Annotated in this window: 13 protein-coding genes and 1 riboswitch; of the genes, 7 read left to right on the top strand and 6 right to left on the bottom strand. The window is 60.0% G+C overall.

The genetic code is table 11. The features are described from left to right. Positions 1 to 43 precede the first annotated feature (43 nt). Complete coding sequence (locus tag D4A39_RS09775; protein WP_233552451.1) at positions 44 to 685, top strand: flavin reductase family protein; 642 nt, start codon at positions 44 to 46, stop codon at positions 683 to 685. A 16-nt stretch (positions 686 to 701) separates the two neighbouring features. Here D4A39_RS09775 and D4A39_RS09770 read toward each other — a convergent pair whose 3' ends face one another. Next, complete coding sequence (locus D4A39_RS09770) at positions 702 to 1,040, bottom strand: hypothetical protein (RefSeq protein WP_147393903.1); 339 nt, start codon at positions 1,038 to 1,040, stop codon at positions 702 to 704. A gap of 150 nt (positions 1,041 to 1,190) precedes the next feature. Here D4A39_RS09770 and D4A39_RS09765 point away from each other — a divergent pair, with 150 nt between their 5' ends. Further along, positions 1,191 to 1,622 (top strand): META domain-containing protein, encoded by a 432-nt coding sequence (locus D4A39_RS09765; RefSeq protein ID WP_199699440.1) that lies wholly within the window; start codon positions 1,191 to 1,193, stop codon positions 1,620 to 1,622. Positions 1,623 to 2,035: 413 nt separating this feature from the next. Here the strand turns inward: D4A39_RS09765 and fba are convergent, their stop codons facing one another. The 4 genes from fba to tkt form a co-directional block, all read right to left on the bottom strand. Continuing rightward, positions 2,036 to 3,100, bottom strand: coding sequence for a class II fructose-bisphosphate aldolase (fba, locus tag D4A39_RS09760; protein WP_022985472.1), 1,065 nt, complete (start codon positions 3,098 to 3,100; stop codon positions 2,036 to 2,038). A 92-nt stretch (positions 3,101 to 3,192) separates the two neighbouring features. Continuing rightward, a complete protein-coding gene (locus D4A39_RS09755) occupies positions 3,193 to 4,356 on the bottom strand; it encodes a phosphoglycerate kinase (protein WP_022985473.1) in 1,164 nt (387 codons plus the stop codon). 73 nt (positions 4,357 to 4,429) lie between these two features. Then, positions 4,430 to 5,449 (bottom strand): type I glyceraldehyde-3-phosphate dehydrogenase, encoded by a 1,020-nt coding sequence (locus D4A39_RS09750; protein ID WP_022985474.1) that lies wholly within the window; start codon positions 5,447 to 5,449, stop codon positions 4,430 to 4,432. 34 nt (positions 5,450 to 5,483) lie between these two features. Further along, the gene (gene tkt, locus D4A39_RS09745; protein WP_022985475.1) at positions 5,484 to 7,484 is read right to left on the bottom strand and encodes a transketolase; all 2,001 of its coding nucleotides are present in this window, start codon (positions 7,482 to 7,484) and stop codon (positions 5,484 to 5,486) included. 184 nt (positions 7,485 to 7,668) lie between these two features. On the opposite strand from tkt, the gene D4A39_RS09740 reads away from it, so the two are divergent. From D4A39_RS09740 to D4A39_RS09720, 5 genes are all read left to right on the top strand, one after another. Then, positions 7,669 to 8,649, top strand: a complete 981-nt coding sequence (locus D4A39_RS09740; RefSeq protein WP_119917985.1) for a metalloregulator ArsR/SmtB family transcription factor — start codon at positions 7,669 to 7,671, stop codon at positions 8,647 to 8,649. A 149-nt stretch (positions 8,650 to 8,798) separates the two neighbouring features. Continuing rightward, a complete protein-coding gene (gene metK / locus D4A39_RS09735; protein ID WP_022985477.1) occupies positions 8,799 to 9,947 on the top strand; it encodes a methionine adenosyltransferase in 1,149 nt (382 codons plus the stop codon). Positions 9,948 to 10,034: 87 nt separating this feature from the next. Further along, positions 10,035 to 10,112: riboswitch (S-adenosyl-L-homocysteine riboswitch) on the top strand. 20 nt (positions 10,113 to 10,132) lie between these two features. Beyond that, the gene (gene ahcY, locus D4A39_RS09730; RefSeq protein WP_119917984.1) at positions 10,133 to 11,521 is read left to right on the top strand and encodes an adenosylhomocysteinase; all 1,389 of its coding nucleotides are present in this window, start codon (positions 10,133 to 10,135) and stop codon (positions 11,519 to 11,521) included. Positions 11,522 to 11,634: 113 nt separating this feature from the next. Continuing rightward, complete coding sequence (metF, locus tag D4A39_RS09725; RefSeq protein WP_119917983.1) at positions 11,635 to 12,462, top strand: methylenetetrahydrofolate reductase [NAD(P)H]; 828 nt, start codon at positions 11,635 to 11,637, stop codon at positions 12,460 to 12,462. 269 nt (positions 12,463 to 12,731) lie between these two features. Further along, complete coding sequence (locus tag D4A39_RS09720; protein WP_022985480.1) at positions 12,732 to 14,219, top strand: YifB family Mg chelatase-like AAA ATPase; 1,488 nt, start codon at positions 12,732 to 12,734, stop codon at positions 14,217 to 14,219. A gap of 12 nt (positions 14,220 to 14,231) precedes the next feature. On the opposite strand, the gene D4A39_RS09715 is transcribed toward D4A39_RS09720, so the two are convergent. After that, on the bottom strand, positions 14,232 to 14,861 hold the full coding sequence (locus D4A39_RS09715; protein WP_022985481.1) for an OmpA family protein: 630 nt from the start codon (positions 14,859 to 14,861) through the stop codon (positions 14,232 to 14,234). Between the last annotated feature and the right edge of the window lie 3 nt (positions 14,862 to 14,864).

The following is a 14,864-nucleotide window of genomic DNA, read 5'->3' as shown; positions in this document are numbered from 1 at the left end:
GATAATACGGTGCGAAAACCAACAGAAAAAGTGACGTAACAGAATGGCTTCTACAATGCAGTTCGATGAGCAACATCTCAAGGGCATGGATCCACGGCAGCGAGTGAATCTGGTCAACAGCCTCTCCGGCTTCAAGAGCGCGAATCTGCTAGCCACCCGGTCCGCCACCGGGCAGGAAAACGTTTCCATTGTCAGCTCCTGCTTTCATCTTGGCGCGGATCCGGCATTGATGGGAATGATCATCCGCCCCCATTCCGTAGACCGGCACAGCCTGGAATACCTTCAGGAAACCGGCGTCTATACCCTCAATCAGGTGCACAAGGATATCGTCGCCCAAGCCCACCAGACCTCCGCCCGCTACCCGCGCGAGGTGTCGGAATTCGATGCCACCGGCCTGACACCAGAGTACCTGGCCGACTTTGCCGCCCCCTTCGTTTTGGAAGCGCACATCAAACTGGGCATGGCCGTGGCGGAAGTTCAGGAATTGGCGATTAATGGAACCGTGCTGGTGATCGGAGAAATCCGCTTCGTCACCTTGCCGGCAGGCGTCATGGCAGACGACGGTTATGTGGACATTGAGGCCGCCGGTACAGTCGCGCTGTCCGGCCTCGACAGCTATCACCGCACACAGCGCGAAGGGCGCTGGCAATACGCCAAGCCCGACAAGGCTCCCGCGACCTATTAGGGTCGCAATACTCTTCTCATCCCTGAGCGGTCAGGGCCAGCACAGCCCACCAGGCGGTGAGAGCCAGAATCGGCAGCGACAACACCAGACCCCACCAAACCAGGCGGTTCGCCCATGGATTCAGGGTACGGTAACGCAGGGCAAACCCCTGCGAAGCCGGGACTGGCAAGAGCAGGATGGCAAAGCCCCAAAGCCAGAGCTTTTGCCCAAACGCCGTGATCATCAGAGTCAGCCAGCCCATCCAGAGTAACCCGACACCCACCGCGGAAAGGATCGCCAACGGCACTACCAGCCAGGGGTGCTGGGTGTAATACTCCAGAAAGGTATTGAGCATGGCGTTTTCCTGAGGGTTCATGGCATGACCAGAGCATTGTGCCTTCTGCCGCGTTAGCGTCAACGGCTACGCACCCTTTCCTTGTCCTGAATCAAGACACTATCGAAACTAATCAGCAAAACGGCACACTAATCTTTTGACAGGATCATGGATCATCACAGGAGCCATCACATGACGCCACGACTTCCCCATATGCTGCTGGCCGTTTCCGCCACCATACTGGCCGCCTGCAGCACCCCTTCCGGCAGGTCAACAGAAAAGGCGGCCATGCTTGAACATGAACAGCTCGCCGGGGCAGCCTGGCAGGTGCAACAGCTGAATGGCCAGCCCGTCACCAACGCCACCCTTACCCTGAACTTTCATGAGCCCGGTAAACTGGCTGGCAAGGCTGCCTGCAACAACTACATGGCAAGCTACGAGCAGCTCCCTTCCCGGTTCTCGATCCAGACCGGCGGCATGACCATGAAAGCGTGTCCGCCACCGCTGATGGACCTGGAAAAGCAATTTATGAAAGCACTGAAAAGTATCGATAGCGCCACCATTGATGATCAGGGAACATTGTTACTGAGTGGAGAGGGTGTAGAAATCAAGGCGACGCGGTAATAGGCCTGACGTCTGACGCCAAGAATGAAACCGCTGTGGGAACGTAGCGCAGCGGAGTAACGCACGGAGTGCGGCCCCGAAGGGGTGAGCGCAGCGAATAACTTGCCTGCAAGCAATCCTGCCAACCGCGAGGTAAAGATTTCCAAAACGGGTTTCAACGATCAGAAAACCCCCTGCCAAGCACGTGGGTTGCGGGTCCGCCTCCCGAAACGCGCGATTCGGAACTCGAAACGACGCCCTCGCTTAGACTCGGATCGCCTGCTGGCAGGCTCCTACAGCGGCTCCGAACCAGCGCTTTCGAACCACTAAAAAGGCCGCACCCGATATTCGGGCGCGGCCTTTTTGTTTTCCGCTGGCAACCACCTAAACCGCGTTCTTGCCTGTTGCGTGAAGCGTGGTACGTGCAGCGTCTCTTATTTGACCCGCGGATCCAGCTCGCCGGATTCGTAACGCTGGAACATTTCTTCCAGGTTGATCGGCTTGATCTTGCTGGCGTTCCCGGCAGTGCCAAACGCTTCGTAACGGGCGATACAGATATCGCGCATGGCAGTGACAGATTCCTTAAGGTATTTGCGCGGATCGAACTCGGCGGTGTTATTCGCCAGAAAACGACGAATCGCACCGGTAGAGGCCAGACGCAGGTCGGTGTCGATGTTGACCTTGCGCACACCGTACTTGATGCCTTCCTGAATCTCTTCTACCGGCACCCCGTAAGTTTCCGGAATTTCGCCACCGAATTCGTTGATCACCGCCAGCCAGTCCTGCGGCACAGAAGAGGAACCGTGCATTACCAGGTGAGTATCCGGAATACGCGCGTGGATCGCCTTGATCTGCTCGATGGCCAGAATGTCACCGGTGGGCGGACGGGTGAACTTGTAAGCACCATGGCTGGTGCCGATGGCGATGGCCAGGGCATCCACCTTGGTCTTCTTCACGAAGTCAGCAGCTTCTTCCGGGTCAGTGAGCATCTGCTCGTGGGTCAGTTTGCCCGCCGCGCCGATGCCATCTTCTTCACCGGCTTCGCCGGTTTCCAGGGAACCCAGACAGCCCAGTTCGCCTTCCACAGACACGCCACAGGCGTGAGCCATTTCCACGGTACGACGGGTCACGTCCACGTTGTACTCGTAGTCGGTGGGGGTCTTGCCGTCTTCACCCAGGGAACCATCCATCATCACCGAGGAGAAACCCAGCTGGATAGAACGCTGGCACACCGCAGGGCTGGTGCCGTGATCCTGGTGCATCACCACCGGGATATGGGGGAATTCTTCTACCGCCGCCAGAATCAGGTGACGCAGGAAAGGGGCGCCGGCGTATTTACGCGCGCCGGCAGACGCCTGCACGATCACCGGGGAATCGGTCTTGTCCGCCGCTTCCATGATGGCGCGCATCTGTTCCAGGTTGTTTACGTTGAAAGCCGGAACGCCATAGCCAAACTCGGCGGCGTGATCCAGCAGCTGACGCATGCTTACAAGTGCCATTGTCGTTTCCCCTTCGTCTATTCCTGTGCAGGACGACTGCGCCCTGCCTTGAAAACCCGCCGGACGTCCAATCTCAGACGCCCGATCCACCATTAATCTTTCGCTCGTGCTTCCAGCATGGCCACCGCAGGGAGCACCTTGCCTTCCACAAATTCCAGGAAGGCACCGCCACCGGTGGAGATATAGCTGATTTTTTCGCTGATACCGTACTTGTCCACGGCGGCCAGGGTGTCACCCCCGCCAGCGATGGAGAACGCATCGGAGTCGGCAATGGCTTCCGCCATTTCGCGGGTGCCTTCACCAAACTGATCAAACTCGAACACGCCCACCGGGCCATTCCAGATAATGGTTTTGGCTTCTTTCATCAGCGCCGCCACGATGTGGGCCGTCTGCGGGCCAATGTCGAGAATCATGTCATCGTCGGCCACGTCTTCCACTTTCTTGGTGACCGCTTCTGCAGACTCGGCAAATTCCTTGGCAGTGACCACGTCCACCGGGATCGGGATATGCACCTTGTCAGCAATATTTTTGGCCGCCGGAATCAGGTCCGCTTCATACAGGGACTTGCCCACCGGATGCCCGGCAGCCGCCAGAAAGGTATTGGCAATACCGCCACCCACCACCAGCTGATCGACCTTGTCGGACAGGGCCTCCAGCACTTCCAGCTTGGTGGACACCTTGGAACCACCGACGATGGCCACCAGGGGTTTTTCCGGATTCTGCAGAGCCTTGCCCAGTGCATCCAGTTCATTGGCCAGCAGCGGGCCCGCGCAGGCCACCGAAGCGAATTTACCCACCCCGTGGGTAGACGCCTGGGCACGGTGCGCCGTGCCAAACGCATCCATCACATAGATATCACACAGTGCCGCCATTTTTTGTGACAGCGCGTCATCGTCTTTCTTTTCGCCCTTGTTGAAGCGAACGTTCTCGCACAGCACGACCTGGCCGGCATCCACCTCAACACCGTCCAGCCAGTCCTTCACCAGCGGCACGTCACGGCCGAGCAGCGTACCCAGGTGATCCGCCACCGGCTGCAAGGAAAACTCCTCGGCGTACTCGCCCTCGGTGGGACGTCCCAGATGGGACATCAGCATCACCTTGGCTCCCGCCTTGAGGGCATGCTCAATGGTCGGCAGAGAGGCACGGATACGAGCATCGCTGGTGACCTTGCCGTCTTTCACCGGCACGTTCAGGTCTTCACGGATCAGAACGCGTTTGCCTGCCAGATCCAGGTCGGTCATGCGCTTGAAGTTCATGGTCTTGCTACCTCGTTTGGAACCATCCGCTGAGGATGATGCTGTCGTCTCGGTTTACAGATTCTTGCAAACGTCAGTCATCCGACGCTTGTTCGGCCATGGCCGCCACCCAGTCCAACAGGCGGTTGGCATAGCCCCATTCGTTGTCGTACCAGGCCACCACCTGCACCATGTCGCCCTGCACCCGGGTCTGGGTGACATCGACAATGGCGGATTCCGGGCGGTGATTGAAATCCACGCTGACCAGCGGGGCGTCATTGTAGCCAATCAGACCACCAGACGCTGTTGCCTGTTGGTGTAACCACGGGTTGAGACTGGCTTCGTCCGGTGTCTGTTCCAGTCGCAACGTCAACTCCACCATGGCCACGTTAAGGGTAGGCACACGGATGGAGCTGCCACTGATCTTGCCTTCCAGCTGCGGCAGCACCTGCTGCACCGCGCCAATGGCACTGCTGGTGGTGGGCACGATGTTCTGTGCCCCGGCCCGACCCCGGCGTGGATCCCGGTGGACATGGTCCAGCAGGGTCTGATCCGAGGTGTAGGCATGGATTTCCTTCATCAGCACCTGCTGAATCCCGAAGCTTTCATCCAGCCGTGCCAGCAAGGGAGCAATGCAATGGGTGGTGCAGGAACCCGCAGACATCACCTTGTGGTCGGCCGCCACCGTCTCGTGGTTGACCCCATAGACCACCACCTGATCGGCTTGATCAAACGGCACGGCGCCAATAATCACTTTCTTCGCCCCCGCGTCCAGGTGCCGCGATGCGCCGGCATGGCTGCGAAAATGGCCGGAGCATTCCAGTACCAGATCCACCTCCATCTCGGCCCACGGCAACTGTTCCGGCTTGGGCTGCTCCAGCAGGCGCGGCGCTTGCTGGCCAATGCGCAGCATGCCTTCGATCAGTTCCGCCGGCTCCGCCAGACGTCCGTGGGTGGTGTCGTAGCGGGTCAGGTAGAGCAGATCTTCCGGCCGCCCCTTGTCGTTGATCGCCACCAGGCTGAACGGCGCCTGCCACCCCGCCCCCTCGCGCTCGGCGAGGGCACGAACAAAGGAACGACCGATACGGCCATAGCCGTTGATGGCAATCCTCATAGCAGTCTGACGTCCGGCACCCGGCCCGTTTCTATCAAAGCAAGGACTCCACAGCACCCTGCACCGCTTCGGCGGTGATGCCAAAGTGCTTGAACAAATCACCGGCCGGGGCAGAAGCGCCGAAGCTGGTCATGCCGACCACCTTGCCGTCCAGGCCAACAAAGCGATACCAGTAATCGGCGATGGCCGCTTCGACCGCTACACGGGCGCGCACGGAAGAGGGCAGTACGCTTTCCTGATAGGCCGCGTCCTGTGCCAGAAACTCTTCCACGCAGGGCATGGACACCACACGAATGTTCTTGCCCGCCAGCGCTTCGGCCGCTTTCACTGCCAGCTCAACCTCGGAGCCGGTGGCGATGATGATCGCATCGGGGGTGCCTTCGCCGGTCTGCAGCAGGGTATAGCCGCCCTTCTCGATCGCGGCCAGCTGCTCACTGCCACGCGCCATGCAGGGCAACCCCTGACGGGAGAAGATCAGGGAAGAGGGGCCGTCCTGACGGAGGATCGCTTTCTTCCAGGACACGGCAGATTCCACCGTGTCACAGGGACGCCAGGTGCGCATGTTCGGTGTCAGGCGCAGGTTGGCAATCTGTTCGATGGGCTGGTGAGTCGGACCATCTTCACCCAAACCAATGGAATCGTGGGTGTACACCAGAATGTTCGGCTGGTGCATCAGTGCGGCCATACGTACGGCATTCCGGGCGTATTCCATAAACACCAGGAAGGTCCCGCCGTAAGGACGCAGGCCGCCGTGCAGGCACAGGCCGTTCTGCACTGCGGTCATGCCGAATTCACGCACACCGTAGTGAATGTAATTGCCGCTGGCATCTTCGGCGCTTACCGGCTTGCAGCCTTTCCACAGGGTATTGTTGGAGCCGGCCAGGTCGGCAGAGCCACCGGCCAGTTCCGGCAACAGCGGGCCGAAAGCATCCAGGGCATTCTGGCTGGCCTTACGGGTGGCCACTTTTTCGCCCTTTTCCTGACACTCGCGGATATAGGCATCGGCCTGCTCGGCAAAATCTGCCGGCAGCTCGCCCGCCTGACGGCGCAGGAATTCAGCGGCCAGCTCTGGATATGCGGCTTTATACGCCTCGAAGCGCTGCTGCCACTCGCCTTGCGCTGCCGCACCGGTATCGCTGGCATCCCAGGCCTGCTTGATGTCTGCAGGAATCTCGAACGGCCCGTGCTGCCAGCCCAGCTCCTTGCGGGTCAGGGCGATTTCGTCGTCACCCAGCGCAGCACCGTGAGACTCTTCCTTGCCTTGCTTGTTGGGACTACCAAAACCAATGATGGTCTTGCAGCAGATCAGGGTCGGCTGGTCGGTGTTGGCGCGGGCATTCTCGATGGCGACCTTCACCTCTTCGGCATTGTGGCCATCCACATTGGGAATCACCTGCCAGCCATAGGCACGGAAACGCTCCACGGTGTCGTCGGTGAACCAGCCTTCCACTTCACCGTCGATGGAGATGCCATTGTCGTCGTAGAAGGCAATCAGCTTGCCCAGCCCCAGAGTGCCCGCCAGGGAGCAGGCCTCATGGGAAATGCCTTCCATCATGCAGCCGTCACCCAGGAAACAGTAGGTGTTGTGATCCACGATAGTGTGGCCGTCACGATTGAACTGACCGGCCAGCATCTTCTCGGCCAGCGCCATGCCCACGGCGTTGGCAATGCCCTGCCCCAGCGGGCCTGTGGTGGTCTCGATTCCTGGGGCATCGCCGTATTCCGGGTGACCGGCAGTGGGGCTGCCCAACTGACGAAAATTCTTGATGTCCTCGATGCTGACCCCGTAACCGGACAGGTGCAGCAGGGAATACAGCAGCATGGAGCCGTGGCCATTGGACAGCACAAAGCGGTCACGATCGGCCCAGGTCGGGTCCTGCGGGTTGTGCTTCAGGAAACCGCGCCATAACACCTCGGCGATATCGGCCATCCCCATGGGGGCGCCGGGGTGGCCGGAGTTGGCTTTTTGAACCGCATCCATGCTCAGGGCACGGATGGCATTGGCGAGATCACGGCTGGCGGGGGCACTGGACATGCAGGGCTCCAAACTGACTGGTGGCTGAAAAGGGGCGCTATTGTCCCTCAAGGGCGGGTTACGGGCAAATGTGATGAAGGCGAACAGCCCCGGGGACCACAGACCAGACCGGCACCTCGATCCGGCATGACAACCTATATCAATTTATTTTGATTTAGGTGTGAAATGCCGTAGACTCCGCTCCATGACTGCATTGGCCGCCACCCCTCCGGCACTGCCGGACATCACCGATCATCTGGCGGGCTTTCTCAAGGCCGCTGGTGATCCGTTGCGTCTGCAGGTTTTGCAGGTGCTTGGCCAGAGCAGTTTTGGCGTTCTGGAGCTGTGCGACATCATGGCCATGAAACAATCCGGCATGAGCCATCACCTGAAAGTGTTGGCCAGAGGCGGCCTGGTCGAAAAGCGGCGGGAAGGCAACTCCATTTTCTACCGCCGCCGCCTGCCCCAGGCGGAGAACGTAGAAGGCGCCATTCACAGCGCCTTGCTGGACGAACTGGATGATGGGGCTCTGGACGACGCCGTGGCTGCGCGTCTGGAGCAGGTCCAGCAGCAACGGGCCGAGCAGAGCCGGGCGTTTTTTGCCCGCCATGCGGAGCAGCATGACGCCCAGCAAGAGCTGATTGCCGATTACGAGCAATACGCCGAGCAGGCCTGCGAGCTGTTGTTGCGCGCCTGCCCCGAGGGCAAACGCGCTCTGGAGATCGGCCCCGGTGACGGCCGCTTTCTCTGCGAACTGGCCGGGCACTTTGAACAGGTAACGGGGCTGGACAATGCCCAGGCCATGCTCGAACGTGCCCGCAAGACCGTCGCCAAACGGTCAAATGTGCAACTGATACTGGGTGACTGGCCCGATAGCGCCCGCACCCTGCCCACGGTGGATGCCGTGGTGCTGAACATGGTGCTGCACCACCTGCCTGCCCCGGCCAGTGCCCTTCGCGCCGCCTCACGGCAGCTGAATGATGGCGGCACCCTGCTGATCACCGACCTGTGTCATCACGATCAGCACTGGGCCCACGAAGCCTGTGGCGATTTCTGGCTCGGCTTCGAGGAAGCCGATCTGGTGGACTGGGCCGGCCGCGCAGGCCTGGCCTTACAGGAAAGTCAGTTCCTGGCACTGCGAAATGGGTTTCAGGTGCAAGTGAGAACATTCAAGCGCCTCGATTAGGGCACGAAGATTGTTCCAGGTGTTATTACTTGGAGAGGGGTCGGACATCTGACATCGAAAGTCAGGGGACGAAATCCAACCCGCTCTGTTTTTTAGCGTAAGACTTCTGACGTCCGACGTCAGACCAGCAACCAAGGAGCACTCCAGCAATGAGTGAATATTCCATCTTTACCTCCGAGTCCGTGTCCGAAGGCCATCCCGATAAAATGGCTGACCAGATCTCGGACGCCATTCTGGATGCCATCATCAAGGATGACCCCCAGGCACGCGTTGCCGTGGAAACCCTGGTGAAAACCGGCATGGCCGTTGTCGCCGGTGAAGTACGTACCAATACCTATGTGGAACTGGAAGACATCGTTCGCCAGGTGATCCTGGACATCGGTTACGACAGTTCCGAAAAAGGCTTCGACGGTGCCAGCTGTGCGGTACTGAACGGCATTGGCAAGCAGTCTGCCGATATCGCCATCGGCGTGGACGAAGCAGAAGACAAGGATCTGGGCGCAGGCGATCAGGGCCTGATGTTCGGCTTTGCCACCAACGAAACCGACACCCTGATGCCGGCACCGGTGTATTTCTCTCACCGTCTGGTGGAGCGTCAGGCAGAACTGCGCAAGAACGGCACCCTGCCGTGGCTGCGTCCGGACGCCAAGAGCCAGGTCACCCTGCGCTATGACAACGGCAAGCCGGTGGCCGTGGAGGCCGTGGTGCTGTCCACCCAGCACGCGCCGGAGATCAAGCTGGCCGAGCTGCGCGAAGCGGTGATGGAAGAAATCATCAAACCGGTATTGCCGGAAGAGTGGCTGCACAAGGACACCCTGTACCACGTCAACCCCACCGGTATCTTCGTGATCGGCGGCCCCATGGGCGACTGTGGCCTCACTGGCCGCAAGATCATTGTGGACACCTATGGCGGCATGGCCCGTCACGGTGGTGGCGCGTTCTCCGGCAAAGATCCGTCCAAAGTGGACCGCAGCGCGGCTTACGCCGGTCGCTATGTCGCCAAGAACATTGTTGCTGCTGGCCTGGCCAGCAAGTGTGAGATTCAGGTGAGCTACGCCATCGGTGTGGCCGAGCCCACCTCTATCTCCATCAACACCTTTGGCACAGGCAAGCTCAGCGACGAGGCCATCGTGACACTGGTACGCGAACACTTCGACCTGCGTCCGCGCGGCATCATCGAGATGCTTGACCTGCGCAAGCCGATCTATCGCCCCACCGCCAGCTACGGCCACTTCGGCCGCGAAGGCTTCAGCTGGGAAAAAACCGACAAAGCCGAGGCACTGGCCAAGGCACTGTAAAACCTGCCGCAGGAGTGGCGCGTCGCTGCAAATTGCCGAGAGGCTTTCACGGCTCACGCGCCACTCCTGCAACACAATTTTGACTCACCCCGCGAGGGGCGCTGCAGCGGCTGGACCGCGAGGCTCGCCAGGTGAGTTCACACGATAGAACGGCGCCCATTCGTCATAAACGAATGGAGACTCTCATGAACGCGAAAGCGGACACCTTTACCGACTATAAAGTCGCTGACATTTCCCTGGCCGCCTATGGCCGCTCCGAAATCGATATCGCCGAAACCGAAATGCCGGCCCTGATCGCCATCCGCGAAAAGTACCGTGCCGAGCAGCCGCTGAAAGGCGCTCGCATCATCGGTTGTATCCACATGACCATCCAGACCGCCGTGCTGATCGAGACTCTGCAGGCACTGGGCGCGGAAGTGCGCTGGTCCTCCTGCAACATCTTCTCCACCCAGGATCACGCCGCTGCCGCCATCGCTGCTGCCGGCACGCCGGTCTTTGCCTGGAAAGGCGAAACCGAAGAAGAGTACATGTGGTGTATCGAGCAGACCTGTCGCGACGGTAACGGCGAACTGTGGGAAGCCAACATGATCCTGGATGATGGTGGCGACCTGACCGGCTACATCCACGAGACTTACCCGCAGATGCTGGACAGCATCCACGGCATCACCGAAGAAACCACCACCGGTGTGCACCGCCTGTACGAAATGCTCAAGAAAGGCACCCTGAAAGTGCCGGCGGTGAACGTGAATGATTCCGTCACCAAGAGCAAGAACGACAACAAGTACGGCTGTCGTCACTCTCTTAACGACGCCATCAAGCGCGGCACCGACCACCTGCTGTCCGGCAAGAAGGCCCTAGTCGTCGGTTACGGCGATGTGGGCAAGGGCTCTGCCCAGTCCCTGCGTCAGGAAGGCATGATCGTGCGCGTTACCGAAGCCGATCCGATCTGTGCCATGCAGGCCTGCATGGACGGTTTCGAAGTGGTGAGCGCCTACAACAATGGCGTGAATGACGGCACTGCAGCCTCTGTGAACGCCGAGCTGCTGGGTACCACCGACCTGATCGTGACCACCACCGGTAACTTCAATGTCTGTGACGCCAACATGCTCAAGGCGCTGAAGAAAGGGGCTGTGGTCTCCAACATCGGTCACTTCGACAACGAAGTGGACACCGCTTTCATGCGCGAAACCTGGGAATGGGAAGAAGTGAAGCCACAGGTGCACAAGGTGTGGCGTAACAAGGCCGAAGGCGACTTCCTGCTGCTGCTGTCTGAAGGCCGCCTGGTGAATCTGGGCAACGCCACCGGTCACCCCAGCCGTATCATGGATGGCTCGTTCGCCAACCAGGTGCTGGCGCAGATGTACCTGTTCGACCAGGCCTACGCCAGCCACTCCGACACCGTGAAAGCAAACATGCTCAAGGTGGAAGTACTGCCCAAACATCTGGACGAAGAAGTCGCCCGTTACATGGTGGAAGGTTTCGGTGGCGTAATCACCCAACTCACCAAAGAGCAGGCTGACTACATCGGCGTGGACGTGAACGGCCCGTACAAGCCCGAGCATTACAAATACTAAGTCGGACGTCTGACGTCGGAAGTCGGATGCCAAAAGCATCAGACCGCCGACGTCCGACCCGGCCATCGAAAGCACTACGCTTTCAACAACGACAAACGCAAATGGCAAGCACCATGAAACGAATCAGTTTTGAATTTTTTCCGCCGAAAACCGATGCGGGAAAAGAGAAACTACTGGCAACACAGAAGAAATTGCTGGCCAAGAATCCGGACTTTTTTTCCTGCACCTTTGGTGCCGGGGGCTCCACCCGTGACAACACTCGCGATATGGTCAACAAGCTGCGCGCGCAGCATGGCGACACTGCTCCGCACCTGAGCTGTATCGGCCAGAGCAGGGACGAAATCCTGGAACTGGTGAACGGTTACAAGGAGGCCGGCGTCACCCGCATCGTTGCCCTTCGTGGCGACCTGCCTTCCGGCATGGGCTATGCGCAAAGTGAAATAAAGTACGCCGACGAGCTGGTGGCCCTGATCCGCCAGGAAACCGGCGATCACTTTCAACTGGAAGTGGCCGCCTACCCGGAAATGCACCCGGAAGCACGCAGCTTCGCCGACGACATTGATCACTTCAAACGCAAGATAGACGCCGGCGCCAACAGCGGACTGACGCAGTATTTCTACAACGCCGACGCCTATGGTTACTACCTGGATGCGCTGCAGAAAATTGGCTGCGACGCGCCGGTTTACCCTGGCATCATGCCGATCCTGAACGTGGCCAACTTGCTGCGTTTCTCTGCTAACTGCGGTGCTGACGTGCCTCGCTGGCTGAGCTGCAAACTCAACGACCTCAAGGATGATGATGCCGCGGTAAAAGCCTATGGCGAAGAGGTGGTCACCCGCCTGTGCGAGCGACTGCTGGCCATGGGAGCTCCGGGACTGCACTTCTACACCATGAACCAGGCCGGCCCCAACCTGCGTATCCTCGACAACCTGGGACTGTGATGTAACCCCCGGAAGTGGTGACGCCTCTATATCAGGGTCACCACCGAGGGCACAGAGATCACCGAGACAACACAGGCATCTCTGTGGGTACGCCCCATACCGGATTGGTCCTCATCACCAGCAAGGGTTCATGAAATCCCGCCACTCCGCGATACGCCATTTCTTACGCGTTACGATCCAGCGTCTTACAGCGTTTGACGGTGAACGCGCACAGCGTTATTGCCCACCGACTTCTACACTGCGTCCTGTCTCAATGACCGGAAGAACGTGTGACCCACGCCTTGCTCTACAGCCGCGCCCCGGTGGGCATTGATGCCCACGAAGTGCGCGTGGAAACCCACCTTGCTCCGGGCCTGCCGGCCTTCACCATTGTCGGCATGGGCGACACGGCCGTGCGCGAGAGCCGCGACCGTGTACGGTCCGCGCTGGTCAACAGTGGCTTCGACTTTCCCCAACGGCGCATTACCGTCAGCCTGGCCCCTGCCGACCTGCCCAAGGATGGCGGCCGCTTTGACCTGGCCATTGCCCTTGGCATTCTGGTGGCCAGCGGCCAGCTGGGTACCGTCGCTACCGACCGCTATGAATTCATTGGTGAGTTATCCCTCAACGGTCAGCTCAACCCGGTATCCGGCATGCTGCCTTCCTCGCTGGCCTGCCTGGCGGAAGATCGCAGCCTGATCGTCGCTGCCGATAATGCCGAAGAAGCCAGCCTGCCCGGCACCCCCACTCTGGCTGCCAGCCAACTCGCCCGTATTGCGGCCCACCTGACCGGCCAGCAGCCCCTGGAACCCCATCCCTGTCAGCCTCCCTCCCAGCAACGGAACGAAGGAGGCTGCCTGTCCGAAATTCGCGGGCAACAAACGGCTAAACGGGTACTGGAAATTGCTGCCGCGGGTGGCCACTCGCTGTTATTGTGCGGGCCGCCTGGTGCAGGCAAAAGCATGCTGGCCTCCCGCCTGCCCGGCCTGATGCCTCCCATGCGCACCCGACAGGCCCTGGAAGTGGCCGCCATCCACTCACTGAAACAACCCCGCAGCAGCCAACAGTTTTACCAGCGGCCCTACCGGGCACCCCACCACACCTCATCGGCCACCGCCCTGGTCGGTGGCGGCAGCTACCCGCGACCGGGCGAAATCTCCCTTGCCCATCACGGTATTCTGTTTCTCGATGAGTTACCCGAGTTTGACAGAAAGGTGCTGGAGGTCATGCGAGAGCCATTGGAGACCGGCGAAGTCAGCATTGCCCGTGCCGCCCAGCAGCTCACTTTCCCCGCCCGCTTTCAGCTCATTGCCGCCATGAACCCCTGTCCCTGCGGGTACCTCGGCGACCCGGACAAAAGCTGCGGTTATCGCTGTGAAAAAGCCAAACGTTACCAGGGGAAATTGTCCGGGCCGTTGCTGGACAGAATTGATCTTCATCTGGATGTTCCGGCCGTCAATGCCAAAGAATTGCTGGGCGACCGGGAAGGCGAAACCAGTGAGCAGGTCGCAAGTCGGGTACGCCTCGCCTGGCAACGCCAATGGCAGCGCCAGCAATGCCTCAACCGGGAGCTGCGCAGCGACAAACTGGACCCGATGCTGCGGCCTCATCGCGACTGGCTGGCAGGCGTCATGAACCGCCTTGGCCTTTCCGCCCGCGCCCTGCACCGCAGCGCCAGAGTGGCGCGCACCATTGCCGATCTGGCCGGCAGCGCAGAGGTGGAACGCGATCACCTGCGCGAAGCATTAAGCTATCGGCAGAACGTGCAGCAGGGCTAACGAATTTCGGTCTTATTGAATACGCAACTCGACCCGTCGATCTTGCTGATAGCAGGCTCTCATCTCATCAGCCGGTACCGACTGGCAATGCAGCCCCGAAACGCCCGCATCCTCGCCGTGACCCTCGACCTGCAGAGCAGCAGTACTGTCACCTTGTTCTTCCCACCAGCGAGCTACCGCTCGCGCACGCTGTTCAGCGAGGTTCCGGTTATAACCGGCAGGCCCCAACGGGTCACTGTAGCCATTCACCGTCACCACCACCTCCCCTTCAAGCTTGGCCACCGCCTGGTACCAGGCTTTCAGCGCGATCCGGGCTGCCTCGCCCAGCACCGCTGAGTCAAACGCAAAGGTCACCCGCACAGGCGCCGGTGCGACATTCTCTGCGACTGCGTCGCGGCTTGACGCTTCACCCTCCACTGCCACAACCGGCTCCCCTGTGATAGCCACATCACATGCTGGCACCGCCTTGTCTTCCGTCCAGTCCGCCGTCCGCCAACAATGGCCGTCGGCGGTTTTCAACAACTGACCCTTTCCGTCGGTGCGATACCCCGGCCAGGGATCGTCAGGCGCCTTGCCCGCACAGCCCCCCAGAACCAGAGCGGCACAGCTGGCCACAGCCGCCAACACGTTGCTTTTTCTCATGGT

Origin of the sequence: Alcanivorax profundi (genome assembly GCF_003597125.1) — a bacterium.
Taxonomy (GTDB): domain Bacteria; phylum Pseudomonadota; class Gammaproteobacteria; order Pseudomonadales; family Alcanivoracaceae; genus Alcanivorax; species Alcanivorax profundi.
This window is presented reverse-complemented; position numbering and strand designations above follow the sequence as displayed.

What these genes read in the sequence shown, in the direction of transcription:
- D4A39_RS09740 (WP_119917985.1), top strand. Translation starts at nt 7,669, where the DNA reads ATGACTGCATTGGCCGCCACCCCTCCGGCACTGCCGGACATCACCGAT.
- D4A39_RS09755 (WP_022985473.1), bottom strand. Translation starts at nt 4,356, where the DNA reads ATGAACTTCAAGCGCATGACCGACCTGGATCTGGCAGGCAAACGCGTT.
- metK (WP_022985477.1), top strand. Translation starts at nt 8,799, where the DNA reads ATGAGTGAATATTCCATCTTTACCTCCGAGTCCGTGTCCGAAGGCCAT.
- D4A39_RS09765 (WP_199699440.1), top strand. Translation starts at nt 1,191, where the DNA reads ATGACGCCACGACTTCCCCATATGCTGCTGGCCGTTTCCGCCACCATA.
- ahcY (WP_119917984.1), top strand. Translation starts at nt 10,133, where the DNA reads ATGAACGCGAAAGCGGACACCTTTACCGACTATAAAGTCGCTGACATT.
- D4A39_RS09775 (WP_233552451.1), top strand. Translation starts at nt 44, where the DNA reads ATGGCTTCTACAATGCAGTTCGATGAGCAACATCTCAAGGGCATGGAT.
- fba (WP_022985472.1), bottom strand. Translation starts at nt 3,100, where the DNA reads ATGGCACTTGTAAGCATGCGTCAGCTGCTGGATCACGCCGCCGAGTTT.
- metF (WP_119917983.1), top strand. Translation starts at nt 11,635, where the DNA reads ATGAAACGAATCAGTTTTGAATTTTTTCCGCCGAAAACCGATGCGGGA.
- D4A39_RS09770 (WP_147393903.1), bottom strand. Translation starts at nt 1,040, where the DNA reads ATGAACCCTCAGGAAAACGCCATGCTCAATACCTTTCTGGAGTATTAC.
- D4A39_RS09750 (WP_022985474.1), bottom strand. Translation starts at nt 5,449, where the DNA reads ATGAGGATTGCCATCAACGGCTATGGCCGTATCGGTCGTTCCTTTGTT.
- D4A39_RS09715 (WP_022985481.1), bottom strand. Translation starts at nt 14,861, where the DNA reads ATGAGAAAAAGCAACGTGTTGGCGGCTGTGGCCAGCTGTGCCGCTCTG.
- tkt (WP_022985475.1), bottom strand. Translation starts at nt 7,484, where the DNA reads ATGTCCAGTGCCCCCGCCAGCCGTGATCTCGCCAATGCCATCCGTGCC.